The organism is Nocardioides ginkgobilobae, from assembly GCF_054781275.1.
On the sequence record NZ_BAAGUS010000010.1, the window covers coordinates 22,630 to 46,983 of the forward strand.

Sequence of the window (24,354 nt, forward strand, 5' to 3'; positions counted from 1 at the left end):
TCAAGCTCCCTGGATCAGGTCGTCGTTGGTGTGGGCCCCGCGCGCTGCGGTGTCGCCGAGGTCGGGCAGCACGTGGCCCATCCGGTCGCGCTTGGTCAGCAGGTAGGCCAGGTTGTGGTCGTTGGGGTGCGGGGTCAGCGGCACGCGCTCGGTGACGGTGATCCCGAAGTCCTCGAGGTTGCTGACCTTGTCGGGGTTGTTGGTCATGAGCCGGACGCTGCCGATGCCCAGGTCGCGCAGGATCTGCGTGGCGGTGCCGTAGTGGCGGGCGTCGGCGGGCAGGCCGAGGTCGAGGTTGGCGTCCACGGTGTCGCGGCCGCCGTCCTGGAGCTGGTAGGCCTGGAGCTTGGCCAGCAGGCCGATCCCGCGGCCCTCGTGACCGCGGAGGTAGACCACGACGCCGCGGCCCTCCTCGACGACCCGCTCCAGGGCCTCCTCGAGCTGCGGCCCGCAGTCGCAGCGGTAGCTGCCGAAGACGTCCCCGGTGAGGCACTCGGAGTGCACGCGGGTGAGGACCGGCTCGCCGTCCCTCAGCGCCGCGGGGTCGCCGTGCACCAGGGCGATGTGCTCGGAGCCGTCGACGGTGATGCGGTAGCCGAAGGCGGTGAAGTCGCCGGCACGGGTCGGCAGCTGGGTGACGGCCCGGCGCTCGACGAGGTTTTCGTGACGACGGCGGTAGCGGACGAGGTCCTCGATGCTGATCATCGCCAGCCCGTGCTCGTCGGCGAAGTCGCGCAGCTCCTGCCCGCGCTTCATCGAGCCGTCCTCGTTGACGACCTCGACCAGCACGCCGGCCGGCGTCAGACCGGCCATCCGGGCCAGGTCGACGGCGGCCTCGGTGTGCCCCCGGCGCACGAGCACGCCGCCCTCGCGGTAGCGCAGCGGGAAGACGTGGCCGGGCCGGGTGATCTCCCAGGGCTCGGTCGCGGAGTCGGCGAGCACGCGCGCGGTGCGGGCGCGGTCGGCAGCGGAGATGCCGGTGGTGACGCCGTCGCGGGCGTCGACGGAGATGGTGTACGCCGTGCGGTAGGCGTCCTTGTTGTGCGGGGTCATCAGCGGGACCTCGAGCCGGTCGAGCATCTCGCCGGGCATCGGCACGCAGATCACGCCGCTGGAGTGGCGGATCGTCCACGCCATCAGCTCCGGAGTCGCCTTCGCGGCGGCGAAGATGATGTCGCCCTCGTTCTCGCGGTCCTCGTCGTCGACGACCACGACCGCCTTGCCGTCGGCGATGTCGGCCAGGGCGCGCTCGATGGTGTCGAGACGGATCCGGCGCAGCGTGGGGTTGTCGTGGGGGGCGTCGGCCTCGTGGCCGTCCTTGGACTCGTCGATGCGGGTCATGCGTCCTGCTCCTTGCTCTCCTGGACCTGCGGCAGGTAGGCCGCGACCAGCTTGGCGACGTGCTTGGCGATCACGTCGGTCTCGAGGTTGACCCGGTCGCCGACCTGGCGGTGACCGAGGGTGGTGCGCGCGAGGGTCTCGGGGATGAGGCTCACGGTGAAGCTGGTGGGGCGGGCCTCGACCACGGTGAGGCTGACGCCGTCGACGGTGACCGAGCCCTTGTCGACGAGGTACGGCGCCATCTCGGCCGGCAGCGAGACCTCGACGACCTCCCAGTGCTCGCTGGGGTGGCGAGCCAGGACGTGGCCCACGCCGTCGACGTGGCCCTGGACGATGTGGCCGCCCAGGCGCTTGTCGGCGGTGACCGCGCGCTCGAGGTTGACCCGGTCGCCGGGCCGCACGCCGTGCAGGCTGGTCTTGTCGAGGGTCTCCTGCATGACGTCGGCGGTCCACGTGCCGTCGTCGATGGTGGTGACGGTGAGGCAGCAGCCGTTGACGGCGATGCTGTCGCCCAGGCCGGTGCCCTCGAGCACGGTCTCGGCGCGCACGGTGAGGCGGATCGCGTCGCCCTGGTCCTCGACGGACTCGACGGTGCCGAGCTCCTCGACGATGCCGGTGAACATCAGCTGTCTCCTTCTTCGGGTCTCGTGGCTCGCTCCGCTCGCACCTCGACCGCTGAAGGCGGCTCGAGCGTGAGCCGGACGTTGGGCTGCTCGCCGTCGACGACGGGCTGGAGGACGGTGACGTCCACGACCCGCGGTCGCCAGGCGGCGGAGACGGTGGTGATGCCGAGGTCGGCCACGGTGCCGGTGCCCGCTCCGAGGAAGGCGGGCGCGACGTAGGCGACGACCTCGTCGACCAGACCGGCCCGGATGAAGGCGGCCGCGAGCGCGGCGCCGCCCTCGAGGAAGACGTGCTGGCGGTCGTGCTGCCGCAGCGTCGCCAGCGCCTCGTGCGGGTCGCGGGTGCGCAGCAGCAGCGTCTCGGAGGCGTCGTCGAGCACCCGGCTGGTCGGCGGCAGGTCCCGCAGGCCCATCACCGCGCGCAGCGGCTGGTGGGGCAGGTCGCGGTCGTGGGCGTCGCGCACGGTGAGCCGCGGGTCGTCGGCGAGCACCGTCCCGGTGCCGACGAGCATGGTGTCGGCCAGGGCGCGGAACCGGTGGGTGTCGCGCCGGGCGGCGGTGCTGGAGATCCAGCGGCTGGTGCCGTCGAGCGCGGCGCTGCGGCCGTCGAGGGTGGTGGCGGTCTTCCAGGTGACGAACGGGCGCCCGGTCTCGACAGCGAAGGTCCAGACCCGGTTGAGGGCGCGCGCCTCGTCGGCGAGCAGCCCCGAGGCCACCTCGACCCCTGCGGCGCGCAGGGTGTCCGCGCCGCCTGCCGCCACCGGGTTGGGGTCGGCCTGGGCGTGCACCACCCGTCGTACGCCGGCGGCCAGGAGGGCCTGGGCGCACGGGCCGGTGCGACCGGTGTGGTTGCAGGGCTCGAGGGTGACGACCGCGGTGGTGCCGCGGGCCCGCTCGCCGGCCCGGGCGAGGGCGTCCGCCTCGGCGTGGGCGGTGCCGGCGCCGCGGTGGTGGCCCTCGGCCACGGTGCGGCCGTCGTCGTCGAGCAGGACGCAGCCGACGCGCGGGTTGGGGCCGAGCGGGACGCCGGGGGTCGCCGCCAGCTCGAGCGCGCGCCGCATCGCGGCGGTCTCGGCGGCGGTCCACGCCTGCCTGCTCGTCTGGTCGGTCAACGCTCGTCCTCGGTCCGGTCGCGGACTCGGGGGGACGGCGGGCGACCACGGCCGTCGTGCGTGACGGCGCGCGGGTGACCTGCCGCGGCGTGCACTTCCCATCCGGACTTTGACCGTCGGCCCAGGATTCCCACCTGGTCAACCGGTGACTGGCTGTCACCGGGTCGCGGGCTCGCGGCCTCTCGACCGCTCACCGCCGGTGCGGATTTCCACCGCCCCCAGAGCACGCGAGCATGTTCACTCGTCTGGAGTAGTCAACCACGATGGTCGACATCTGTTCCCGGTGACCCCGGTCACGCCCGGGCGGCGTCCGCCTTCTCGCGCAGGGCACCCACCATCGCGTCGGGATCGTCGGCGGAGAAGACCGCCGAGCCGGCGACGAAGGTGTCGGCGCCGGCCTCGGCGCAGCGCTCGATGGTCTCCAGCGAGACGCCGCCGTCGACCTGCAGCCAGGTCTCGACGCCGTGCTTGTCCATGAGGGCGCGGGCCCGGCGGATCTTGGGCAGCACCAGGTCGAGGAACTTCTGGCCGCCGAAGCCGGGCTCGACGGTCATGAGCAGCAGCATGTCGAGCTCGGGGAGCAGGTCCTCGTAGGGCTCGACGGGCGTCGCGGGCTTGAGCGCCATGCTGGCGCGACCGCCGGCGGCGCGGATCTCGCGGGCCAGCCGGACGGGGGCGGCGGCCGCCTCGACGTGGAAGGTCACCGAGGCGCAGCCGGCCTCGACGTACGTCGGGGCGTGCCGGTCGGCGTCGGCGATCATCAGGTGCGCGTCGAGCGGGATCTCGGTGGACCGCGCGAGCGCCTCGACCATCGTCGGGCCGAACGTGAGGTTCGGGACGAAGTGGTTGTCCATCACGTCGACGTGGATCCAGTCGGCGCTGGGGATGCGGGCCACCTCGGCCCCGAGGGCGGCGAAGTCGGCGTTGAGGATGCTCGGCGTGATCTGGACGTGTCCCACGGGCGGTCATCTTCCCAGACCCGGGCTCACACCGCCTGCGGGTGCTCCCCCGCCGGGCCGTCGAGCCGCGCGGCCCGGCTGTGCCGGGGCACCACGACGTGCACGGCGTTGCGCTCCACGGTGAAGGTGGCCGGGGTCCTCGCCGCGAGCTCGCCGTCGAGGTTGACCGGCATCGGCTCGTCGGTGACCACCCGCACGGCCCGGGTCGTGACGTGGTGGACCAGCTCGTGCTCGACGAAGTCCCCCGTGCGCAGGAAGCGCGCGATCGAGACGTGGTCGCGCACCCGGCCCCGCACGATGGCGTAGACGTCGAGCAGGTGGTCGTCGACCGAGGCGGTCGGCGAGACCGTGTTGCCCCCGCCGTAGTGCACCCCGTTGCCGACGGCGACCTGCAGCAGGTCGTCGAGCTCCAGCGGCGCGTGGTCGCCCTCGGGGAACTCCAGCCGGGCGCGGAAGCCGTCGTGGCGGCCGTAGGCGAGCAGGGTGGCGACCGGGTACGCCGCCGGCCCGAGCCGACGCTTGAGCCCGGGGGTGAGCCGCTGGGTCACGCCCACCGAGAGCCCGAGCGAGGCGACGTTGAGGAAGGCCTCGCCGTCGACCCGACCCAGGTCGACGTCCACGACCCGGCCCTCGAGCAGGTTCCTGGTGGCGGCGACGAGGTCGCCGGGCAGCTCCAGGGTGCGCGCGAAGTCGTTGGCGGTCCCGAGGGGCAGCACCCCCAGCACGGTCGTGGTGCCCGCGACCCGGGCGGCCGCGCAGCCGACGGTGCCGTCTCCCCCGCCGACGACCAGGGCCGGCGGTCGACCTGCGAGGGCCTCGTCGAGCGCCGAGGTCAGCGTGCGACCCTCGCCGACGGCGTGGAGCCGGGGCTCGACACCGGCCTCGGTCAGCAGCCGGCGTACCTCGGGCCAGGCGGCGGCGCCACGGCGCGAGCCCGGGTTGAGGACGACGGGGACCTGGGTGCCGGGGACGATCACGGGACCGACGCTAGGTCGCGGGGATGAGACGTCGGTGAGGACTTCGTGAGGAGACGATGAGACCGCTGCCGGCGGCCGCGGTCGGCGTCGGTCAGGCCTGCGGGTCCTCGCGGCGCAGCGTCACCTCGAGGTCGGCGACCTCGCAGCCCAGGGCCTCCAGCGCGCGGACGATGGCGAGGGCGATGACCGGCGCCTTGACCAGCGGGGCCTCGCGGTTCCACGTGCGGAAGTCCGGCGACCAGGGCTCCTGCCAGCCCTGGCCTCGCAACTGCGCCTCGACCTCGGGGGCGGTCTCCCACTCCCCGCCGAAGGACGTCGACCCGACGACCTCGGCGAGGAGCGCGCTCTGGGCGGCGGTGACGGAGGCCCAGCGGCGCGGTGCCGCCGCGGGCGCCTTGCGGAACAGGCCCCGCTTGACCGGCTCGACCCGCTCGCCGACCACGAGCACGTCGTCGAGGTCCAGGGCCAGGATCGCCCCGGCCAGGCGCCGGTTGACGTCGTCCCAGGTGCCCCTCACCCCGCGCCCTCCTCGCTGCCGTCGGTGTCCTCGACGTCCCCCTCGGGCTCGGCGTCGTCACGATCGGCCCACTCCAGCAGCGGGCTGATGTCCCAGACGGTCTCGTCGATCCGCTCGTGCAGGTCGCCGAGCTCGGCGAAGCGCTGCGGGACCGTGGCGATGGTGAGGTCGCGCGGGTCGGCATCGTCGACCTCGTCCCAGCGGATTGGGGTGGAGACGCGGGCGTCGGGCAGGCCGCGCACGGAGTACGCCGCGGCGATGGTGTGGTCGCGGGCGTTCTGGTTGTAGTCGACGAAGACCTGGCTGGGGTCGCGGTCCTTGGTCCACCAGGTGGTGGTGACGTCGTCGGTGCGGCGCTCGACCTCGCGGGCGAAGGCGTGCGCCGCCCGGCGCACGTCCTTGAAGCCGTGGTCGGGGCGGATGCGGACGTAGACGTGCAGGCCCTTGCTGCCGCTGGTCTTGGGGAAGCCCTCCGCGCCGAGCTCGTCGAGCACCTCGTGCACGACGTGGGCGACCCGGCGGACCGTGGCGTAGTCGCACTCCGGTCCGGGGTCGAGGTCGATGCGCCACTCGTCGGGCTTCTCGGTGTCGGCGCGGCGGCTGTTCCACGGGTGGAACTCCACGGTGCTCATCTGCACCGCCCAGATCACCTGCGCGAGCTCGGTGACGCACAGTTCGTCGGCCGTGCGGTCCCACCGCGGGAAGTGCAGCCGGACGGTCTCCACCCACGGCGGGGCGCCGGCGGGAAGCCGCTTCTGGTGCACCTTGGGCCCAGCCAGGCCCTTCGGGAACCGGTGCAGCATGCAGGGCCGCTCGCGCAGGGCGTTGACGATGCCCGGTCCGACGGCGAGGTAGTAGTCGACCAGGTCCAGCTTGGTCGCGCCGGTCTCGGGGAAGTAGACGCGGTCGGGGTTGGAGACCCGCACCACCTTGTCGTCGACCTCGATCTCGACGGCGGGCGGCTTTGAGGGCATGGCGGCGACCCTAGCCGCGGGCCAGCGCTGAGCGGTCCCACCCGTCGGTGCGGGCGCCTACGCTCGCCCCGTGTTGTTCGACCAGCCTCCCGTCGTGCGGGTCACGGTGGAGCCGCGCGACGCCCTCGACGCCCATGCGTGGCCGGGACGCCTGCCCGCGGTGCAGCAGTTGGTGCGCACCGGACTGGACCTGGGGCGAGGCGTGACGTTCCTCGTGGGCGAGAACGGTTCGGGCAAGTCGACGCTGGTGGAGGCGGTCGCGATGGCCTACGGGTTGTCACCGGAGGGCGGGTCGATCCACAGCCGGCACTCGACCCGGCCGACGGAGTCGGCGCTCTCCGACGTGGTGCGCCTGCAGCGAGGCTTGGGCGCCGGCCGATGGGGCTTCTTCCTGCGGGCCGAGACCATGCACGGCTGGTACACCTACCAGGAGCGGGAGGTCGGCGGCGGAGGTCGGCTCCACGAGATGAGCCACGGCGAGTCGTTCCTCGAGGTGCTCCGCACCCGCTTCGACTCCCCCGGCTTCTACTGCCTGGACGAGCCGGAGGCCGCGCTGTCGTTCTCCTCAACCCTGGCCCTCATCGGCACGCTGCACGACCTCGTCCGCGACGGTGGTCAGGTGCTCTGCGCGACCCACTCCCCCGTGCTGGCCGCGATGCCGGGCGCCACGATCCTCGAGGTCGGCGAGTGGGGTCTGCGCGAGGCGGCCTGGGAGGAGCTGGAGCTGGTGCAGCACTGGCGCCGCTACCTCGAGGAGCCGCAGCGCTACCTGCGGCACGTCATCGACTGAGTCCTCTCAGGGCAGAGCAGGTGCGTCCTGGCCGACCGCGGCGGCCGCGCTGCAGGCCGACCGTCCGTCGCGCCACTCCGCCCGGGTGATCGGCACGGTCACCACGAGCACCCGTCGCGTCCCGGCCTCGACCCGCGCGCGCTCGGTCGAGACGTAGGGCTGCACGCTCGGCTCGCGGACCCGGTGGACGAAGCCGCGGACGGAGACCGGGACCTCGCCGCGTCCCTCCACCCGCACCGGGACCCGGATGACGGCCCGGCCGTCCTCCCAGGTGCAGGACACCTCTCCTGTCGTGACCGCGGAGAGCGACGGCTGCCACGGCCGGGCCCACAGGAGCGCCGCTGCCAGGGCGACCACCAGCAGCAGGAGGACCAGCACTCGACCCGGCCGCCGCGTCACCGGGCGTCGACCCGCCGCAGGAGGGCGAGGAACATCGCGTCGGTGCCGTGGCGGTGCGGCCAGAGCTGCAGCGTGCCGGCGACGGGGCCGGCCGCGTCCTCGACCTGCGGGAGGACGGGGCCGAGGTCGACCGGCTCCACGTCGTCACGCGCGGCGAGGGCGTGCTCGAGGACACCGGCGGTCTCGGGCAGCGCCGGGGAGCAGGTCGCGTAGAGCACCACGCCGCCAGGACGCACCGCGTCGAGCGCCGAGGTCAGCAGCCGACGCTGCAGCGGCACGAGGCCGCGGATGTCGTCCTTGGTGCGGCGCCAGCGCGCCTCGGGCCGGCGGCGCAGGGCGCCGAGGCCGCTGCACGGTGCGTCGACCAGCACCCGGTCCAGCGAGCCGGGGGCGACCGGGGGCCGGGTGGCGTCGGCGGTCGCCACCAGGTGGGTGGCGGGGGTGGTTGCGAGGTTGCGTCGCACGAGGCCGGAGCGGTGGTGGGTGCGCTCGAGCGCGAGCAGGCTCGCGCCGCGGTCGGCTGCGAGGCCGGCCAGCAGGGCGCTCTTGCCACCGGGGCCCGCGCACCAGTCGGCCCAGCGCGCGTCGCGGCCCACCAGCGGCGCCGCGGCCGCGGCCAGCGCGACCAGCTGGGACCCCTCGTCCTGCACACCGGCGCGCCCCTCGGCCACCGCCGGCACGGCACCGGGGTCACCGCCCTCCAGGACGGTGCCGTACGGCGAGAGCCGGGTCGGCTCGCCGGGCAGCTCGTCCCGGGTGGCCAGTCCGGGGCGCGCGACCAGGGTCACCCGGGGCGGTGCGTTGTCGGCGGCGAGCAGCGCCTCGACCTCGGTCGGCCCGCGCTCCCCCAGGGCCCGACGCAGCTCGGCGACGACCCAGGCGGGGTGGCTGTGGACGACCGCGTCGTGGCGGTCCGAGCCCCGGTCGCGCGGCGGGGCGACCTCGGCGAGCCAGCCGTCCAGGTCGCGCTCGGAGACCCGGCGCAGCACGGCGTTGACCAGTCCCCCGGCCCCGCGACCCGCGGCCTCCCGGGCCAGGTCGACCGAGGTGGTGATCGCGGCGTGGGCAGGCACCCGCATGGCGAGCAGCTGGTGGGCGCCCAGGCGCAGCACGTCGAGGACCACCGGGGCGAGCCGGCGCAGCGGCCGGTCCAGGCAGGCGGCCAGGACCGCGTCGTAGGTGCCTTGGCGTCGTACGGTCCCGGAGACGAGCTCGGTGACCAGTCCGGCGTCGCGGCCGGTCAGCCCGTGGCGGCGCAGGACGGTCGGGAGCAGCAGGTTGGTGTAGGCGTCCTGCTCGCGGACCGCGACCAGCACCTCGAGCGCTGCCGTGCGGGCGACGTCGGGCGCGGTGGCGCGGGCGGGGTCACCCACCCAGCCGCGCCCCGTCCTCCAACCGGACGCCGCGCGCCCAGTCGGCCGCGGCCATCTGCTTCTTCCCGAACGCCTTGACCTCCCCGAGGCGCACGGCCGAGGTGCCGGTGCCGACGAGGACGTGGTTCTTGCCGACGGCGATCTCCCCGGGCTCGAGGTTCGAGGCGGCCAGGGTGACCGGGCCGATCTTGATCCGCTCGCCCTCGAAGGTGCTCCAGGCGCCCGGGAAGGGCGTGCACGCACGGATGCGGCGGTCGACGGCCTGCGCGGGCTCGGTCCAGTCGACCTGCGCGTCCTCGACGAGGATCTTCGGCGCCATCGAGACCCCCTCCTCGGGCTGCTCCCGGGGCACGAGGACGCCGTCCTCGATGCCGTCGAGGGTCGTGACCAGCAGGCCCGCGCCACCCTCGGCCAACCGGGTCAGCAGGTCGCCCGCGGTGTCGTGCTCGCGGATCCGCTCGGTCATCACGCCGAATGTCGGACCGGCGTCCATGGCCTTGACGATGCGGAAGGTCGTGGCGCCGGTGACCTCGTCACCGGCCCAGATCGCGTGCTGCACGGGGGCGGCCCCGCGCCACGCGGGCAGGCAGGAGAAGTGCAGGTTGACCCAGCCGTGCGGCGGGATGTCGAGCGCCGACTGCGGCAGCAGCGCGCCGTACGCGACCACCGGGCAGCAGTCAGGCCGCAGCGCGCGCAGCGCCTCCTGGAACTCCGGGTCCCGCGGGTGCTCGGGCTTGAGCACTGGCACACCGAGCTCCTCGGCGCGCTGGGCGACCGGGCTCGCCACGAGCTTGCGGCCGCGTCCCGCGGGCGCGTCGGGGCGGGTCACGACCCCCACCAGCTCGTGGCGGGAGCCAGCGATCGCGTCCAGGGCGGGCAGGGCGACCTCGGGGGTGCCGGCGAACACGACGCGCATCAGGTGCCGAGTCCCTTCATGATCGGGTGCGGGGAGAGCTTGACGGTCGGAGGAGCCGCGCCGAACCACTCGGCCTCGCGGATCTCCTTCATCGCCAGCTTGCGGGTCTCCTCGTCGAGGCGGTCCACGAACAGCACCCCGTCGAGGTGGTCGGTCTCGTGCTGGATCGCGCGCGCGAGGTAGTCGCTGCCGTGGATGGTCACCGGCTCGCCGTGCATGTCGAAGCCGTTGGCCACGACCGAGAGCGCCCGCAGGCACTCGAAGCTCATGTCCGGGATCGAGAGGCAACCCTCGAGGCCGTCCTGCTGCTCCTGCGACAGCTCGAGGGTCGGGTTGACCAGGTGGCCGACCTCGCCGTCGACGTTCCACGTGAACACGCGCAGCCCCACCCCGATCTGGGGCGCGGCCAGACCGGCGCCGGGCGCGGCCAGCATGGTGTCGGTGAGGTCCTGGACGAGGCGGTGCAGCTCCCGGTCGAAGTCGACGACCTCGACGGCCGGCCGGCGCAGGATCGGGTCGCCGAAGAGGCGGATCGGCTGGACGGGCATGGGCGCGAGTCTAGGAGCGCCGCCGCAGGACGGCGATTTCGCGCCGCGGTCACGGCCGCCGGTGCCGGCTCGCGCTCGAACCAGCGCCGACTCGCGCTCGAACCAGCGCCGAGTCACCCTCGAACGGGCGCCGAGTCACGCTCGAGCTGGCGCCGGCTCACCGATGGTCCGGGCGGGGTCGTGGTCGGACGGGTCGCGCCGCCCACGCCCCCGGAGGAGCGTGGATGGGACTGGCCCCCGCCTCGTGAGGGACGAACGAGGCTGGTGGGTGCGACGAAGGGGGTGTGGGCGGCGCGACCCGGGAGACTGCGGCCCCGCTCCACCGACGGCGACCTCGTCTCACAAGGTCGGGGGGTCGACCTGGATGCGGACGGGGTCGAGCTTGCGGGCCGAGCGGAGCCGCTGGAGCTCGCCGAGGGCGGTGGAGAGGCGCGCGCCGTGGGCGCGCGGGACCCGGACCACGACCCGCTGGCGTGGCGGGCCCTCGGCGTAGGGGTCCGGGTCGGGCAGGTCGACCGGACCCAGGACCTCGACCGGGTCGGGGACGTCGAGCAGCGTGAGGGCGTCGTCGAGCGCGCCGGGGGCACCGACGAGGGTCGCCAGCCGGGTGGCCGGCGGCAGGTGCGCCTCGACCCGGGCGGCGGACTCGCGGGCGGCGAACCCACCCATGTCCCAGCGCACGAGCGCCTGGACGGCCGGGTGGGCCGGGTCGCCCACGACGAGGGCGCGGCCCCCCGGGCGGACCAGCGCCACGGCGTTCGCCCAGCGCCGCAACGCCTCCTCCTCGGTGCGCAGGTCGGGGCGGGAGAGCAGCAGCCAGGCGTCGAGCAGCACGACCGCGGCGTACCCGCCCTCGGCCACGGGCTCGGCCCCCGGCGTCGCCACGACCACCTGGGGCCGCCCGTCGACGCGCGCCAGGACGCCGTCGCGGGCCGAGGTGCGCACCCGGACGCTCGGCAGCGCGCGGCCGATCTCCTCCGCGGTGCGGGACTGGCCGATGACCGGGGCGCGCAGGCCGCGGTGCCCGCACTCGGGGCAGGACCACGCGGCGTGCACCTCCCCGCACCACCGGCAGGCGGGCGGCTCGGTGGGCGAGCCGAGGCGCAGCGGCCCTGTGCAGGCGGTGCAGCGCGCGGGGGTGCGGCACCGCTCGCACGCGAGCGCCGGGACGTAGCCGTGGCGCGGGTTCTGCACGAGCACCGGTCCCTCGGCGACGGCCTCCCGCAGCAGGTCGTGGACCTGTTTGGGCATCCGCGCCGCGCGGGCGTGGGCGTCGCGCACCAGGTCGTGCTCGGTGGCCCCGGCGACCGCGGTGCGCACCGCGGCGCGCAGCACCGCGCGGGGCGCCAGCATCTCGGGGGCCCACCCGCTGCGCACGAGGTGCTCGCACTCAACCGAGCGGGCGAAGGCACCCAGCAGCGCGGCGGCACCAGCGCGCTCGGCGCGCATCAGCAGCGTCTCGCGGGTGTGGGGGTAGGGCGCGCGCGGCTCGGCGTGCAGGTCGTCGCCGTCGTCCCAGACGACGACGAGCGCGAGGTCGCGCACCGGCGCCAGGGCCGCTGCCCGGGTGCCGACGACGATCCGCCGCTGGCCACGCAGCACCCGCAGGAACGAGCGGTAGCGCGCAGCCGGCCCCAGGTCCGCGGTGAGCACGACGTGCTGCTCCGGCTCCCCCGTGGCCCGCAGCGCGGCGTCGACGCGCTCGACGTCCTTGCCGTCGGGCAGGCACACGACGACCCCGCCGGGAGCGGTCAACGCCGCCTCGGCCACCAGGCGCGGCCAGTCGGCGCCGGGCGGCGGGTTCCAGACCGCGCGCGGGGCAGTGCCGGAGCGCAGGTGCCCGAGCCAGGCGGCTGCCAGCGGGTGCTCGGCCCAGGCGGCCTCGGCGGCGGCCGGGTCGCGGGGGACGACGCCGGTGGCGGAGGCCTGCTCCTCGGCCTCGGTCGTCGCGTGCCGGGGCGGGACGGCCAACCTCAGCACGTCGCCGCGGGTGCCGGCGTACCGCTCGGCCAGGGCTCCCGCCAGCTCGACCACCTCGGGGACCAGCACCGGCTCGGGACTGACCACGCGCCGCAGCGGTTGCAGCACGCCGGGGTGCTCGGAGGTCGCGACGCGCTCCAGCACGAACCCGTCGGCGTCCTGGCCGGCGAAGCGCACCTTCACGCGCACCCCGGGGCGGGCGGCCTCGGCCATCGCCGCGGGGACGGCGAAGTCGAAGGGCCGGTCGAGGTGTGCGAGCGGGAGGTCGAGGAGCACGCGCGCCACCGGGTCGACGTCGGTGATCGCGGCTCCGGCGGCCTTGCGCTCACGGGTGGCGCGGGCCTTGGCCTGCGCCTGCTTCACCGTCGAGCGGACCAGCCCCGGGAGCAGCTCGGGCTGTTCCTCGGGGCTGGCGGGCATGCGCGAGTTCTACCAGCCTGGACCGACGCCACCGCCGACGGCGGCCTTGAGGGCCTCGGCGCGGTCGGTGCGCTCCCAGGTGAAGTCGGGCAGCTCGCGGCCGAAGTGGCCGTACGCCGCGGTCTGGCCGTAGATCGGGCGCAGCAGCTGCAGGTCGGAGATGATCGCGGCCGGGCGCAGGTCGAAGACCTCGAGCACCGCGGCCTGGATCCGCTCGTCGGAGACCGTGCCGGTGCCGAAGGTCTCCACGAAGACACCCACGGGCTGGGCCTTGCCGATGGCGTAGGCGACCTGGACCTCGCAGCGACGGGCCAGGCCCGCAGCCACGACGTTCTTGGCCACCCAGCGCATCGCGTAGGCGGCCGAGCGGTCGACCTTCGAGGGGTCCTTGCCCGAGAAGGCGCCGCCGCCGTGGCGGGCCATGCCGCCGTAGGTGTCGACGATGATCTTGCGACCGGTCAGGCCGGCGTCGCCCATCGGGCCGCCCACGACGAAGGTGCCGGTGGGGTTGACCAGCAGGCGGTAGCCGTCGGAGTCGATGTCGAACTGCTCGAGCACCGGCGCGATGACGTGCTTGGCGATGTCGGGCTGCAGCCGGGTCTCCAGGTCGATCCCGGCCTCGTGCTGGGTGGAGAGCACGACGGTGTCCACGCGCACGGCGCGGTCGTCCTCGTCGTACTCGATGGTGACCTGGGTCTTCCCGTCGGGGCGCAGGTAGGGCAGCGTGCCGTCCTTGCGCACCTCGGAGAGCCGCTCGGAGAGCGTCTGGGCGATCTTGATCGGCAGCGGCATCAGCTCGGGGGTGTCGTCGCAGGCGTAGCCGAACATCAGCCCCTGGTCGCCGGCGCCCTGGCGGTCCAGCTCGTCGGAGGACTCCTCGGTGCGGGACTCGTGCGCGGTGTCCACGCCCTGCGCGATGTCGCCGGACTGGCCGCCGATCGCGACCATCACGCCGCACGAGGCGCCGTCGAAGCCCTTCTCGGAGTGGTCGTAGCCGATGTCGAGGATCTTCTGCCGCACGATCGACTTGATGTCGACGTACCCACTGGTGGTCACCTCACCCGCGACCACCACCAGGCCGGTGGTCAGCAGCGTCTCCACCGCGACCCGTGACGTAGGGTCCTGCCGCAGCATCTCGTCGAGCACGGCGTCGCTGATCTGGTCAGCGATCTTGTCCGGGTGTCCCTCGGTCACGGACTCGGAGGTGAACAGGCGTCCAGTCATGCGCGCAAGCCTAGACGGCGGCCCAGCGGGCGCCGATGCGGTCCCAGATGGCGTGGGCGAGGGCGCCCTTGGAGCCCCGGGGCACCTCCACGAAGGCACCGTCGGCCTCGAGGATGACTGCCTCGTTGTCGGGGCTGCCGAAGACCGCACCCCCGCTGACGTCGTTGACGACCAGCAGGTCGCACCCCTTGCGGGCCAGCTTGGCGCGCGCGAGGTCGAGCACCGACCCGGTCGCGTCCCCGGTCTCGGCGGCGAAGCCGACCACGACCTGGCCCTCGTGGGCCCGATGGCCCGCGAGCTCGCGCAGGACGTCGGGGTTCTGCTCGAGCTCGATGGCCGGGGCGGAGCCGTCCTCGGCCTTTTTGATCTTGGCCTCGCTGCGCGAGGTCGGCCGGAAGTCGGCCGGGGCCGCGGCCATCACGACCGCGTCGGCGGTGGCGGCGGCGGTGAGGACGGCCTCGCGCAGCTGCTCGGTGGTCTCGACGCGGACGACGTCGACGCCGGCCGGGTCGGCCAGCGCCGTGTTGGCGGCGACCAGGGTGACCTTGGCGCCCCGGGAGGCGGCGGCGCGGGCCAGGGCGTAGCCCTGGAGGCCCGAGGACCGGTTGCCGAGGAAGCGGACGGGGTCGAGGTACTCCCGCGTGCCTCCGGCGCTGACCACGACGTGGCGACCGACGAGGTCGCGGCCCGCGTCACCGTCGCGATCGAGGACGTCGACGCAGAGCGCGAAGACCTCGGCGGGCTCGGGCAGTCGACCCTTGCCGGTGTCGGCACCGGTCAGGCGCCCCTCGGCGGGCTCGACCACAAGCACGCCACGCTCGCGCAGCGTGTCGACGTTGGCGCGGGTGGCCGGGTGCTCCCACATCTCGGTGTGCATGGCGGGCACCAGCACGACCGGGCAGCGCGCGGTGAGCAGGGTGTTGGTGAGCAGGTCGTCGGCCAGGCCGTGGGCGGCCTTGGCCAGCAGGTCCGCGGTGGTCGGGGCGACCACGACCAGGTCGGCGGTCTGCCCGATCCGCACGTGCGGCACCTCGTGGACGCGGTCCCAGACCTCGGCGCTCACCGGCTTGCCCGACAGGGCCGCCCAGGTCGCCGCACCGACGAACTGCAGGGCCGAGGCGGTCGGCACGACGGTCACGTCGTGGCCGGACTCGGTGAAGCGGCGCAGGAGCTCACAGGCCTTGTACGCCGCGATGCCGCCGCCGACACCGAGGACCACCCGACGTCGCTGCGGCGAAATGGCGGAGGGCCGCTCCCCCGACGGGGAAGCGGCCTCCGAGGTGGTGCTGCCGGGGTCCGTCACGGGGACGGGGTCACTCCAGACCGGTGGCGGCGTCGGCGGCCGCGGCCTGGGCCGCTGCCTCCTCGGCCGCGAGCTCGGCGGGGTCCACGTGCTCGCAGGTCAGCAGGTCCTCGTTGATCTCGCGCAGCGCGATCGAGAGCGGCTTCTCCTGCACGTGGGTCTCCACGAGCGGGCCGACGTACTCCAGCAGGCCCTCGCCGAGCTGGGAGTAGTAGGCGTTGATCTGGCGGGCGCGCTTCGCGCCGTAGAGGACCAGCTGGTACTTGCTGTCCGTCTTGGTCAGCAGGTCGTCGATCGAGGGGTTGGTGACGCCCTCGGCGGCGATGTTGGGAGCAGACACAGGTCTGGTCTTCCTCACGTGTCGTCGGACAGAAGTGCAGGCCCCTGGGCGGGACGCCCGGAGCCAACCATCAACGATACCAACTCGTCGGCGGCGCGACGAACTTCGTGGTTGGTGATGGTCACGTCGAACTCGGGCTCGGCGGCCAGCTCCTCGCGCGCGGTGACGAGGCGGCGCTCGCGCTCCTCCTCGGTCTCGGTGCCCCGGCCGACCAGCCGGCGCACGAGCTCCTCCCACGACGGGGGCGCGAGGAAGACGAAGAGCGCCCCGGGCATGGTGCGCCGCACCTGGCGGGCGCCCTGCAGGTCGATCTCCAGCATCGCGGGACGACCGGCGGCCAGCGCCTCCTCGACGGGTCGACGGGGCGTGCCGTAGCGGGCCGCCTTGTGGACCACCGCCCACTCGAGCAGGTCGTCCTCGGCGACCATCCGGTCGAACTCGGCGTCGCTGACGAAGTGGTAGTGGACCCCGTCGACCTCACCCGGCCTCGGGGCGCGCGTGGTGGCGGAGACGGAGATCCAGACCTCGGGGTGCGTCTCGCGGACCGCCGCGGCGACGGTGCCCTTGCCGACGGCGGTGGGCCCGGCCAGGACGACCAGGCGGCTGGGTGCGGGGCTCACGCGCCGCCGAACTCCTTCTCCAGGGCGGCGACCTGCTTGACGCCGAGCCCGCGGACCCGGCGGCTCTCGGCGATGCCGAGCCGCTCCATCACCTGGCGCGCGCGCACCTTGCCCAGGCCGGGCATCGCCTGCAGCAGGTCGACGACCTTCATCTTGCCGATGACCTCGTTGGTCTGGCCCTCGCGCAGCACGTCGACGATCGAGGCTCCGGAGTTCTTGAGGCGGTTCTTCACCTCGGCCCGCTCCCGACGGGAGGCAGCGGCCTTCTCGAGGGCCGCCTGTCGCTGTTCGGGGGTGAGAGGGGGGAGAGCCACGGAAGGGTCCTTCGAGATCTGGGGGGCCGGAGGAGCGGGGCGCGCGTCAATCTAGTCAGAGTTCCTTGACCCCGGCAAACAGTCCAGGCTCTCCCTGGACGGTCCCGGTGCCGCGATTCCCTAGAGGTAGAGCGGGGTCTGGCACACGTCGCGCACCTGGGTCTCCAGCACCGCGAGCGCCTGCGCGGTCTGCGGACGCACCAGCTCGCGGGCCGCCGCGTCGATCGCGGTGCGCTCGTCCTCGGCGAGGTCCGCCGGCGGGTCCTCCCGGTCGTACGACGCCGCGTCGACGCCCGCGTCCTCCAGCGCGTCCTCGAGCGCCTCGAGCCGCCCCACGACCTGCTGCCACTCGTCGACGACGTCGCCCGGGGCGGCGTCGCGCAGGTCGCGCAGCTGCGGCAGGACCGAGAGCAGCGCGTCGGGCCCGCCACCGGCGACCGCCTCGGTCAGCGCCTCCTGGTGCTCCTCGACCCGCTCGCAGTAGGCCTCGAAGGGGTCCGAGGAGCAACCTGCGAGCAGGGATCCGCCGAGGGCCGCCGCGACCGCTCCGGCCGCCGCGGAGCGCCGCACCCGGGCGGGCCGGCCGAGGCTCCGGGTCACCGGAGCGGCCTGACGAGGCTCGCCAGCTCGTCGTGGGTGCGCCGCACGGCGTCGGCCATTGCCACCGGGTCCGGGCCCAGCCGCAGCACCTCGCGCGAGGAGCTGGCCAGGACGTGGCGCACCCGCGAGCCGAAGATCCGCGCGAGGTCGGCGACCGTGCCGCCCTGGGCGCCGAAGCCGGGGGCCAGGACGGGTCCGCCGAAGTCGAGGTCGGCACCGGCGTCGCCGATGGTGGCACCCACGACCGCGCCGAAGGAGCCAAGCGGCTCGGCCCCGGCGTTGAGCCGCCGCAGGTGGGCGAGCACGCGGTCGGCGACCCGCTCCCCCGCCGGGCCGGCACCGTCGTCGACCCGGGCGTGCTGGACCTCGGGGCCCTCCTTGTTCGACGTCAGCGCGAGGACGAAGACGCCCGCGCCGTGGCGCTGGGCGGTCTCCACCATGGGGTCCAGCGAGCCGAAGCCGAGGTAGGGGCTGGCGGTGATGGCGTCGCAGGCCAGCGGTGAGGACGGGTCGAGGTAGGCGTCGGCGTAGGCCTGCGAGGTCGAGCCGATGTCGCCGCGCTTCACGTCGAGCAGCACCAGCGCACCGGCTGCCCGCGACTCCTCCACGACCCGCTCCAGCACCGCGACGCCGCGGCTGCCGAACCGCTCGTAGAACGCCGACTGCGGCTTGACGACCGAGCAGAGCGGCGCCACGGCCTCCACGACCGTGAGGGCGAAGCGCTCCAGCCCCGCCACGTCGTCGGTCAGGCCCCACTCGGCCAGCAGCGCGGCGTGCGGGTCGATGCCGACGCAGAAGGCACCGCGCTCCGACATCGCCCGGTGCAGCCGGGTGCCGAATGGCTCCGCGGCTCCTGCGTGGGAGGTCTGGGTCATGGGGTCACCTCGGGGGTGCTCAGGGCCGTCGCGAGCCGCGCGGCCGTGGTGGGGTCGTGGAGGAGGGCGCTGCCGACCTGGACGGCCACCGCGCCGAGGTCGAGGAACGCCCGGGCGTCCTGGGGCGTGACGATGCCACCCGAGGCGACCACGTCGCACGTGGCGCCCGCGGCGTCCAGCGCCCGCCGCGCGTCGGCGACGCAGCGCAGGGCCAGCGGGCGCACGGCCGGACCGCTCAGGCCGGCGTCGCGCCCGTCGGGCAGGGCCGCCGGCAGCGCGCCACCGAGGACGACCGCGGCTGCCCCGGCGTCGGCGGCGACCTTCACGGCCTCCGCGACCCGGACGGTGTCGGGTCGCAGCTTGGCCAGGACCGGCACGCCACGGGGCAGCTCACGCAGCACCGCGGAGACCGCCGCACCCACGTGGAAGGGCTCGCGCACGTCCAGGACCCCGACCGCGACGGCGTCGGGCTGGGCGAGGTTGACCTCGATGGCGCTGACCCCGGGGGCGGTGGCCAGGCGACGGGCCACCTCGGCGTACTCCCCCAGCTCGCGGGCCACGACCGACACCACGACGCGCGCGCCCTCGGTGAGCAGCCACGGGAGCTCGGTGGCGAGGAAGCCGTCGAGCCCGGGGTTGGGCAGACCCGTGGCGTGCACCAGCCCCGCGGGGGTCTCGGCAATGCCCGGCACTTGCGCGCCGGGGCGTGGGTCGCGGGTGATCGAGCGGGTCACGACCGCGCCGTACGTCGACAGCGGGGCGTAGCCGGCCAGCTCGCGGCCGGTGCCGGCACAGCCCGAGGCGACCATCACCGGGGAGGCGAGCACCAGGCCCGCGACGGTCACCGTCATCCGAGCTCTCCCCAGCGGACCCGGTCGCCGCGGAGCACCGGGCCGTCGACGCAGGCGCGGGCGGTGCGGGCCACGCCCTCCTCGCCGACGACCGGCACCGGGCAGCCCAGGCAGAGCCCGGTGCCGCAGGTGGTCTGCTGCTCCAGCGCGACCTGGCTCCACGCACCGTGCTCCTCCGCCGCCAGGGCGGCGGCGTGCAGGGTGGGGGTGCTCCCCGCGGCGTAGACGACCGCGGCGCCCGAGCGGCGCAGCGCCTCGGGCAGCACGTCGGGGACGGTGCCGCGGGCGCCGACCGACCCGTCGCCGGTCACGACCGTGACCGAGCGGGCGATCCGGCGGGCCTCCAGCGCGGAGAGCAGGTGCGCCTCGTCGGCCGCGCCGAGGACCAGGCTGACCGGGCAGTCGCGCTCGCGCAGCCGCTCGGCGAGGGCGAACAGGGGCGCGGCGGCGTACCCCTCCCCCACGAGCAGGACCGGGACCGGCTCCTTGGGCAGGGCGAAGGCGCGCCCGCCGAGCGGTCCGGTGACCTCGACGGTGTCGCCGCGCTGGCGCGCGGCCAGCCAGCGGCTGCCCGGGCCACGCGGCTCCACGACCAGGGTCACGGTGGCGGCGTACCCGCCGAGGGGTCGGACCTGGTGGATCCAGAACGCCCGGCGGGCCAGGTGCCAGCGCTCGGCCGCCGAGCCGACCGAGACGGCGACGAAGGAGCCGGGTCGGAACCGCTCGCCCACGCCCGGGGCCACCAGCGTGAGGTGCTGGTGGGCGCCGATCCGCTTGCTGGCCAGGACCTCGGCGGTGACGTGGACCGGGGTCATCGCCCGATCATCGCCCGCTCGCAGCGTGGGTCCACTCGGCTCCGGGTCACTCCGAGAGCCCCCGCACGAGCCGCCGTGGCCACCCGGGGCCCTCGTAGACGAAGGCGGTGTAGCCCTGCAGCAGGTCGGCGCCGGCCTCGAGCCGCTCGCGGGCGTCCTCGACGGTCGTGATGCCTCCGACGCCGACGAGCACCAGGTCGGGCCCGACCCGCGCGCGCAGCCGGCGCAGCACCTCGGTCGAGCGGGCGGTCAGCGGGCGGCCCGAGAGCCCACCGGCGCCCATCGTCTCGACCTCGGCGGACGGCGTGGCCAGGCCCGCGCGGGAGATCGTGGTGTTGGTCGCGATGATCCCGTCGAGCACCCCGTCGCGACGGCCCGCCACAGCCATGTCGGCCACCGCGTCGACGTCCTCGTCGGCGAGGTCGGGGGCGATCTTGACCAGCAGCGGCACCCTGCGGTCGCCGGTGGCGGCGTCGGCGACGCGGCGCACGTGCTCCAGGAGCGGCTGCAGCTTCTCGACGGCCTGGAGGTCGCGCAGGCCGGGGGTGTTGGGCGAGGAGACGTTGACGACGAGGTAGTCGGCGTACGGCGAGAGCAGCCGGGCGCTGGTCTCGTAGTCACCCTCGACGGCGGCCTGGTCGTCCTCGGGGACGACCTTGGACTTGCCGATGTTGACCCCGAGCACCGGTCCGGAGGTCCGGTCACCGCGCAGCGCACGGCGGCGCAGCCGCTCGGCGACGGCGGCCGCGCCGTCGTTGTTGAAGCCCATCCGGTTGAGCACCGCGCGGTCCTGCGGCAGCCGGAAGAGCCGCGGCTTCGGGTTGCCGGGCTGGGCCAGCCCCGTCACGGTGCCGATCTCGACGTGCCCGAAGCCGAGCGCGCCCAGCGCGTCGATCCCGACGGCGTTCTTGTCGAAGCCGGCCGCCAGCCCCAGGGGGTGCGGGAAGCGCAACCCCATGACCTCCACCGGCCGCCCCTCCACCCCGGTCGCGGCGTGCGAGGCCCGCAGCAGCGGCGCCCCCGCCCGGACCGCCCGGAAGCCCAGGTGGTGGGCCCGCTCCGGGTCGATCCGGGTCGCGACGTGGGTGAAGAGGTGGTCGTAGAGCGTCACCGAGCAGCCCACTCCTGCAGGCTGCGGACCCCGATGTCGCCGCGGCGCATCGCCTCGATGCCCTGCACGGCGGCACCCAGGCCCTGCACGGTGGTGATGCACGGGACGTTGGCCATGACCGCCGCGGTGCGGATCTCGTAGCCGTCCAGGCGCGCCTGGCCGCCGGTGCCGGCACCGTACGGCGTGTTGACGATGAGCTGGATCCGCCCGTCGTGGATCAGCTGGACCGTGGTCGGCTCGCCGTCGGGGCCGGGGCCCTCGAAGTGCTTGCGCACGATCGTGCAGTCCACGCCGTTGCGGCGCAGGACCTCGGCGGTGCCCTGGGTGGCGAGGATCTCGAAGCCCAGGTCGGCCAGGACCTTGACGGGGAAGATCATCGAGCGCTTGTCGCGGTTGGAGACCGAGACGAAGACGCTGCCCGAGGTCGGCAGCGGCCCGAAGGCCGCGGCCTGGCTCTTGGAGAAGGCGGTGCCGAAGTCGCGGTCGAAGCCCATGACCTCGCCGGTGGACTTCATCTCCGGGCCCAGGACGGTGTCGACCTGGGAGCCGTCGGCGGTGCGGAAGCGGTTGAAGGGCATCACCGCCTCCTTCACCGCGATCGGCTGGTCGGCCGGCAGGTCTCCGCCGTCGCCCTCGGCGGGCAGCACGCCGGCGCGGCGCAGGTCGGCGACAGACTCCCCGAGCATCACCCGGGCCGCGGCCTTGGCCAGCGGGGTGGCGGTCGCCTTGGAGACGAAGGGCACGGTCCGCGAGGCGCGGGGGTTGGCCTCCAGGACGTAGAGGATGTCCGAGCCCAGCGCGAACTGGATGTTGAGCAGCCCGCGCACGCCGACACCACGGGCGATGGCCTCGGTGGCCTCGCGGATCCGCTCGATCTCGCGGTGGCCCAGCGTGATCGGCGGCAGCGCGCAGGAGGAGTCGCCGGAGTGGATGCCGGCCTCCTCGATGTGCTCCATGACCCCGCCGAGGAAGAGCTCCTCGCCGTCGAAGAGCGCGTCGACGTCGATCTCCACGGCGTCGTCGAGGAAGCGGTCGACCAAGACTGGTGCACTGTGGCTGATGAGCCCGGCGGCGACGTACTTCTCCAGGTAGGTCTGGAGCGCGTCGTCGCCGTAGACGATCTCCATGCCGCGCCCGCCCAGGACGTAGGAGGGCCGCACCAGGACCGGGTAGCCGATCTCGGCGGCGATCCGCTGGGCCTCGGGGTACGACGTGGCCGTGCCGTGCTTGGGCGCGGTCAGGCCGGCCTCGGCGAGCACGCGGCCGAAGGCGCCGCGCTCCTCGGCCAGGTCGATCGCGTCGGGGCTGGTGCCGACGATCGGCACGCCGGCCGCCGCGAGGCCCTGGGCCAGGCCGAGGGGGGTCTGGCCACCGAGCTGGCAGATGACCCCGGCCAGCGGACCGGCCGCCTGCTCGGCCGCGACCACCTCGAGGACGTCCTCGAGCGTGAGCGGCTCGAAGTAGAGCCGGTCGGAGGTGTCGTAGTCGGTCGAGACCGTCTCGGGGTTGCAGTTGACCATCACGGTCTCGTAGCCGGCCTCGGACAGCGCCAGCGAGGCGTGGACGCAGGAGTAGTCGAACTCGATCCCCTGGCCGATCCGGTTGGGGCCCGAGCCCAGGATGATGACGGCCTCGCGCTCGCGCGGCGCCACCTCGGTCTCCTCGTCGTAGGAGGAGTAGTGGTAGGGGGTGCGGGCCGCGAACTCCGCGGCGCAGGTGTCGACGGTCTTGTAGACCGGTCGGATGCCCAGCGCGTGCCGGACCCCGCGCACGACGTCGGCGCTCATGCCGCGGATCTTGCCGATCTGGGCGTCGGAGAACCCGTGCCGCTTGGCCTTGCGCAGCAGGGTGGGCGTCAGCTCCTCGGCGGCGGTGACCTCGACGGCGACCTCGTTGATGAGCGCGAGCTGGTCGACGAACCACGGGTCGATGGCGGTGGCGTCGAAGATCTCCTGCGGCGTGGCGCCGGCCCGGATCGCGTCCATGACCTTCTTCAGCCGGCCGTCGTGCGGGACGGTGATCTCGCGGAGCAGCGTCTCCTTGTCGAGGTCGACCCACTCCTGGGCCCAGTCGAAGACGGCGTCCTTGGCCTCCAGCGAGCGCAGCGCCTTCTGCAGCGCCTCGGTGAAGCTGCGCCCGATGGCCATCGCCTCGCCCACGGACTTCATGTGGGTGGTCAGCGTCGGGTCGGCGCCGGGGAACTTCTCGAAGGCGAAGCGCGGGACCTTGACCACGACGTAGTCGAGGGTGGGCTCGAAGGACGCCGGGGTGCTCAGGCCGCCGGCCTGGCTGGTGATGTCGTTGGGGATCTCGTCGAGGGTGTAGCCGATGGCGACCTTGGCGGCGATCTTGGCGATCGGGAAGCCGGTGGCCTTCGAGGCCAGCGCGCTGGAGCGGCTGACCCGGGGGTTCATCTCGATGACGACGATCCGGCCGTTGACGGGGTTGACCGCGAACTGGATGTTGCAGCCTCCGGTGTCGACGCCGACCTCGCGGATGACGCCGATGGAGATGTTGCGCAGCCGCTGGTACTCCCGGTCGGTCAGCGTCATGGCCGGGGCGACGGTGATGGAGTCGCCGGTGTGGACCCCGACGGGGTCGACGTTCTCGATCGAGCAGACGATGACGACGTTGTCGGCCTTGTCGCGCATCACCTCCAGCTCGTACTCCTTCCAGCCGAGGATCGACTCCTCCAGGAGCACCTCGGTGGTGGGGCTGGCCGAGAGGCCCTGACCGGCGATGCGGCGCAGCTCGGCCTCGTCGTAGGCCAGGCCCGAGCCGGCACCGCCCATGGTGAACGAGGGCCGCACGACGACGGGGTAGCCGAGCTCCTCGGCACCGGCCAGTGCCGTGGCCAGCGCGTGGGCGACCTTGGCCTCCTTGGGCGCGTCTGCGCCGAGCTCCTCGCCGTTGCAGATCACGCTGCGCGCGACCTCGGCACCCCACTCGGCCGGCAGGCCCTCGACGATCTGCTTGAACTGCTCGCGGTTCTCGCCCTTCTCGATCGCCTCGACGTTGGCGCCGATCAGCTCGACGTCGTACTTCTCGAGGACGCCGGCGGCGTGCAGGTTCATCGCGGCGTTGAGCGCGGTCTGCCCGCCCAGGGTCGGCAGCAGGGCGTCGGGGCGCTCCTTGGCGATGACCTTCTCGACGAACTCGGGGGTGATCGGCTCGACGTACGTCGCGTCGGCGAACTCCGGGTCGGTCATGATCGTGGCCGGGTTGGAGTTGACCAGGATCACGCGCAGGCCCTCGGCCTTGAGCACGCGGCAGGCCTGGGTGCCGGAGTAGTCGAACTCGCAGGCCTGGCCGATGACGATCGGGCCGGAGCCGATGACCATCACGGACTTGATGTCTTCACGCTTCGGCATG

The 24,354-nt window shown here is 74.2% G+C and carries 24 protein-coding genes and 1 riboswitch; of the genes, 1 reads left to right on the top strand and 23 read right to left on the bottom strand.

Annotation, left to right across the window (positions count from 1 at the left end; genetic code table 11):
• The 7 genes from ACYVID_RS10900 to ligD all read right to left on the bottom strand — a co-directional run bounded on the left by ACYVID_RS10900 (position 1) and on the right by ligD (position 6,503).
• Entirely contained in the window at positions 1–1,341 is a 1,341-nt protein-coding gene (locus ACYVID_RS10900; RefSeq protein ID WP_460736908.1) for a bifunctional 3,4-dihydroxy-2-butanone-4-phosphate synthase/GTP cyclohydrolase II, read from the bottom strand.
• On the bottom strand, positions 1,338–1,964 hold the full coding sequence (locus tag ACYVID_RS10905; protein WP_460736911.1) for a riboflavin synthase: 627 nt from the start codon (positions 1,962–1,964) through the stop codon (positions 1,338–1,340). Before ACYVID_RS10905 ends, ACYVID_RS10900 begins: the two co-directional genes overlap by 4 nt.
• Positions 1,964–3,025 carry a bifunctional diaminohydroxyphosphoribosylaminopyrimidine deaminase/5-amino-6-(5-phosphoribosylamino)uracil reductase RibD gene (gene ribD, locus ACYVID_RS10910; protein WP_460737080.1) on the bottom strand — a complete coding sequence of 354 codons (1,062 nt, stop codon included), beginning with the start codon at positions 3,023–3,025 and terminating at the stop codon, positions 1,964–1,966. Before ribD ends, ACYVID_RS10905 begins: the two co-directional genes overlap by 1 nt.
• A gap of 136 nt (positions 3,026–3,161) precedes the next feature.
• A riboswitch (FMN riboswitch) is annotated at positions 3,162–3,307 on the bottom strand.
• Between the two features lie 62 nt (positions 3,308–3,369).
• Positions 3,370–4,035 (bottom strand): ribulose-phosphate 3-epimerase, encoded by a 666-nt coding sequence (rpe, locus tag ACYVID_RS10915; RefSeq protein ID WP_460736913.1) that lies wholly within the window; start codon positions 4,033–4,035, stop codon positions 3,370–3,372.
• A gap of 26 nt (positions 4,036–4,061) precedes the next feature.
• Positions 4,062–5,012, bottom strand: coding sequence for a lipid kinase (locus tag ACYVID_RS10920; RefSeq protein ID WP_460736915.1), 951 nt, complete (start codon positions 5,010–5,012; stop codon positions 4,062–4,064).
• 91 nt (positions 5,013–5,103) lie between these two features.
• Entirely contained in the window at positions 5,104–5,529 is a 426-nt protein-coding gene (locus ACYVID_RS10925; RefSeq protein WP_460736917.1) for a TY-Chap domain-containing protein, read from the bottom strand.
• Positions 5,526–6,503 carry a non-homologous end-joining DNA ligase gene (ligD, locus tag ACYVID_RS10930; protein WP_460736919.1) on the bottom strand — a complete coding sequence of 326 codons (978 nt, stop codon included), beginning with the start codon at positions 6,501–6,503 and terminating at the stop codon, positions 5,526–5,528. Before ligD ends, ACYVID_RS10925 begins: the two co-directional genes overlap by 4 nt.
• Before the next feature lie 70 nt (positions 6,504–6,573).
• Between ligD and ACYVID_RS10935 the strand changes: the two genes are divergently transcribed.
• Positions 6,574–7,293 (top strand): AAA family ATPase, encoded by a 720-nt coding sequence (locus ACYVID_RS10935; protein ID WP_460736921.1) that lies wholly within the window; start codon positions 6,574–6,576, stop codon positions 7,291–7,293.
• Positions 7,294–7,299: 6 nt separating this feature from the next.
• Here the strand turns inward: ACYVID_RS10935 and ACYVID_RS10940 are convergent, their stop codons facing one another.
• The 16 genes from ACYVID_RS10940 to carB form a co-directional block, all read right to left on the bottom strand.
• On the bottom strand, positions 7,300–7,671 hold the full coding sequence (locus ACYVID_RS10940; RefSeq protein ID WP_460736923.1) for a hypothetical protein: 372 nt from the start codon (positions 7,669–7,671) through the stop codon (positions 7,300–7,302).
• Between the two features lie 17 nt (positions 7,672–7,688).
• Positions 7,689–9,065: an RsmB/NOP family class I SAM-dependent RNA methyltransferase gene (locus ACYVID_RS10945; protein ID WP_460736925.1), complete on the bottom strand. Its 1,377-nt coding sequence runs from the start codon at positions 9,063–9,065 to the stop codon at positions 7,689–7,691.
• Positions 9,058–9,981, bottom strand: coding sequence for a methionyl-tRNA formyltransferase (gene fmt / locus ACYVID_RS10950; RefSeq protein ID WP_460736927.1), 924 nt, complete (start codon positions 9,979–9,981; stop codon positions 9,058–9,060). The genes ACYVID_RS10945 and fmt overlap by 8 nt, the downstream gene beginning before the upstream one ends.
• Positions 9,981–10,529 carry a peptide deformylase gene (gene def / locus ACYVID_RS10955; protein ID WP_460736929.1) on the bottom strand — a complete coding sequence of 183 codons (549 nt, stop codon included), beginning with the start codon at positions 10,527–10,529 and terminating at the stop codon, positions 9,981–9,983. Before def ends, fmt begins: the two co-directional genes overlap by 1 nt.
• A gap of 339 nt (positions 10,530–10,868) precedes the next feature.
• Positions 10,869–12,929 carry a primosomal protein N' gene (locus ACYVID_RS10960; protein WP_460736931.1) on the bottom strand — a complete coding sequence of 687 codons (2,061 nt, stop codon included), beginning with the start codon at positions 12,927–12,929 and terminating at the stop codon, positions 10,869–10,871.
• Between the two features lie 9 nt (positions 12,930–12,938).
• Positions 12,939–14,153: a methionine adenosyltransferase gene (metK, locus tag ACYVID_RS10965; protein ID WP_460736933.1), complete on the bottom strand. Its 1,215-nt coding sequence runs from the start codon at positions 14,151–14,153 to the stop codon at positions 12,939–12,941.
• A gap of 10 nt (positions 14,154–14,163) precedes the next feature.
• Complete coding sequence (gene coaBC, locus ACYVID_RS10970) at positions 14,164–15,372, bottom strand: bifunctional phosphopantothenoylcysteine decarboxylase/phosphopantothenate--cysteine ligase CoaBC (RefSeq protein ID WP_460736935.1); 1,209 nt, start codon at positions 15,370–15,372, stop codon at positions 14,164–14,166.
• Between the two features lie 94 nt (positions 15,373–15,466).
• Positions 15,467–15,796 carry a DNA-directed RNA polymerase subunit omega gene (rpoZ, locus tag ACYVID_RS10975; protein ID WP_179531295.1) on the bottom strand — a complete coding sequence of 110 codons (330 nt, stop codon included), beginning with the start codon at positions 15,794–15,796 and terminating at the stop codon, positions 15,467–15,469.
• Between the two features lie 14 nt (positions 15,797–15,810).
• The gene (gmk, locus tag ACYVID_RS10980; protein WP_460736937.1) at positions 15,811–16,416 is read right to left on the bottom strand and encodes a guanylate kinase; all 606 of its coding nucleotides are present in this window, start codon (positions 16,414–16,416) and stop codon (positions 15,811–15,813) included.
• A complete protein-coding gene (gene mihF, locus ACYVID_RS10985; RefSeq protein WP_300644387.1) occupies positions 16,413–16,730 on the bottom strand; it encodes an integration host factor, actinobacterial type in 318 nt (105 codons plus the stop codon). The genes gmk and mihF overlap by 4 nt, the downstream gene beginning before the upstream one ends.
• A 120-nt stretch (positions 16,731–16,850) precedes the next feature.
• Positions 16,851–17,330 carry a hypothetical protein gene (locus ACYVID_RS10990; RefSeq protein WP_460736939.1) on the bottom strand — a complete coding sequence of 160 codons (480 nt, stop codon included), beginning with the start codon at positions 17,328–17,330 and terminating at the stop codon, positions 16,851–16,853.
• The gene (pyrF, locus tag ACYVID_RS10995) at positions 17,327–18,205 is read right to left on the bottom strand and encodes an orotidine-5'-phosphate decarboxylase (RefSeq protein ID WP_460736941.1); all 879 of its coding nucleotides are present in this window, start codon (positions 18,203–18,205) and stop codon (positions 17,327–17,329) included. The genes ACYVID_RS10990 and pyrF overlap by 4 nt, the downstream gene beginning before the upstream one ends.
• Complete coding sequence (locus ACYVID_RS11000; protein WP_460736943.1) at positions 18,202–19,056, bottom strand: beta/alpha barrel domain-containing protein; 855 nt, start codon at positions 19,054–19,056, stop codon at positions 18,202–18,204. The genes pyrF and ACYVID_RS11000 overlap by 4 nt, the downstream gene beginning before the upstream one ends.
• The gene (locus ACYVID_RS11005) at positions 19,053–19,871 is read right to left on the bottom strand and encodes an iron-sulfur cluster-binding protein (RefSeq protein ID WP_460736944.1); all 819 of its coding nucleotides are present in this window, start codon (positions 19,869–19,871) and stop codon (positions 19,053–19,055) included. The genes ACYVID_RS11000 and ACYVID_RS11005 overlap by 4 nt, the downstream gene beginning before the upstream one ends.
• A 46-nt stretch (positions 19,872–19,917) precedes the next feature.
• On the bottom strand, positions 19,918–20,982 hold the full coding sequence (locus ACYVID_RS11010; protein WP_460736946.1) for a quinone-dependent dihydroorotate dehydrogenase: 1,065 nt from the start codon (positions 20,980–20,982) through the stop codon (positions 19,918–19,920).
• The gene (gene carB / locus ACYVID_RS11015) at positions 20,979–24,353 is read right to left on the bottom strand and encodes a carbamoyl-phosphate synthase large subunit (RefSeq protein WP_460736948.1); all 3,375 of its coding nucleotides are present in this window, start codon (positions 24,351–24,353) and stop codon (positions 20,979–20,981) included. Before carB ends, ACYVID_RS11010 begins: the two co-directional genes overlap by 4 nt.
• Position 24,354: the final 1 nt, after the last annotated feature.

Excerpts from the sequence above, each read along its gene's own strand:
- ACYVID_RS10900 (WP_460736908.1), bottom strand. The coding sequence starts at position 1,341 with ATGACCCGCATCGACGAGTCCAAGGACGGCCACGAGGCCGACGCCCCC.
- ACYVID_RS11005 (WP_460736944.1), bottom strand. The coding sequence starts at position 19,871 with ATGACCCCGGTCCACGTCACCGCCGAGGTCCTGGCCAGCAAGCGGATC.
- ACYVID_RS10905 (WP_460736911.1), bottom strand. The coding sequence starts at position 1,964 with ATGTTCACCGGCATCGTCGAGGAGCTCGGCACCGTCGAGTCCGTCGAG.
- ribD (WP_460737080.1), bottom strand. The coding sequence starts at position 3,025 with ATGCGGCGCGCGCTCGAGCTGGCGGCGACCCCCGGCGTCCCGCTCGGC.
- ACYVID_RS10960 (WP_460736931.1), bottom strand. The coding sequence starts at position 12,929 with ATGCCCGCCAGCCCCGAGGAACAGCCCGAGCTGCTCCCGGGGCTGGTC.
- fmt (WP_460736927.1), bottom strand. The coding sequence starts at position 9,981 with ATGCGCGTCGTGTTCGCCGGCACCCCCGAGGTCGCCCTGCCCGCCCTG.
- ACYVID_RS11000 (WP_460736943.1), bottom strand. The coding sequence starts at position 19,056 with ATGACGGTGACCGTCGCGGGCCTGGTGCTCGCCTCCCCGGTGATGGTC.
- pyrF (WP_460736941.1), bottom strand. The coding sequence starts at position 18,205 with ATGACCCAGACCTCCCACGCAGGAGCCGCGGAGCCATTCGGCACCCGG.
- metK (WP_460736933.1), bottom strand. The coding sequence starts at position 14,153 with ATGACTGGACGCCTGTTCACCTCCGAGTCCGTGACCGAGGGACACCCG.
- def (WP_460736929.1), bottom strand. The coding sequence starts at position 10,529 with ATGCCCGTCCAGCCGATCCGCCTCTTCGGCGACCCGATCCTGCGCCGG.
- carB (WP_460736948.1), bottom strand. The coding sequence starts at position 24,353 with ATGCCGAAGCGTGAAGACATCAAGTCCGTGATGGTCATCGGCTCCGGC.
- ligD (WP_460736919.1), bottom strand. The coding sequence starts at position 6,503 with ATGCCCTCAAAGCCGCCCGCCGTCGAGATCGAGGTCGACGACAAGGTG.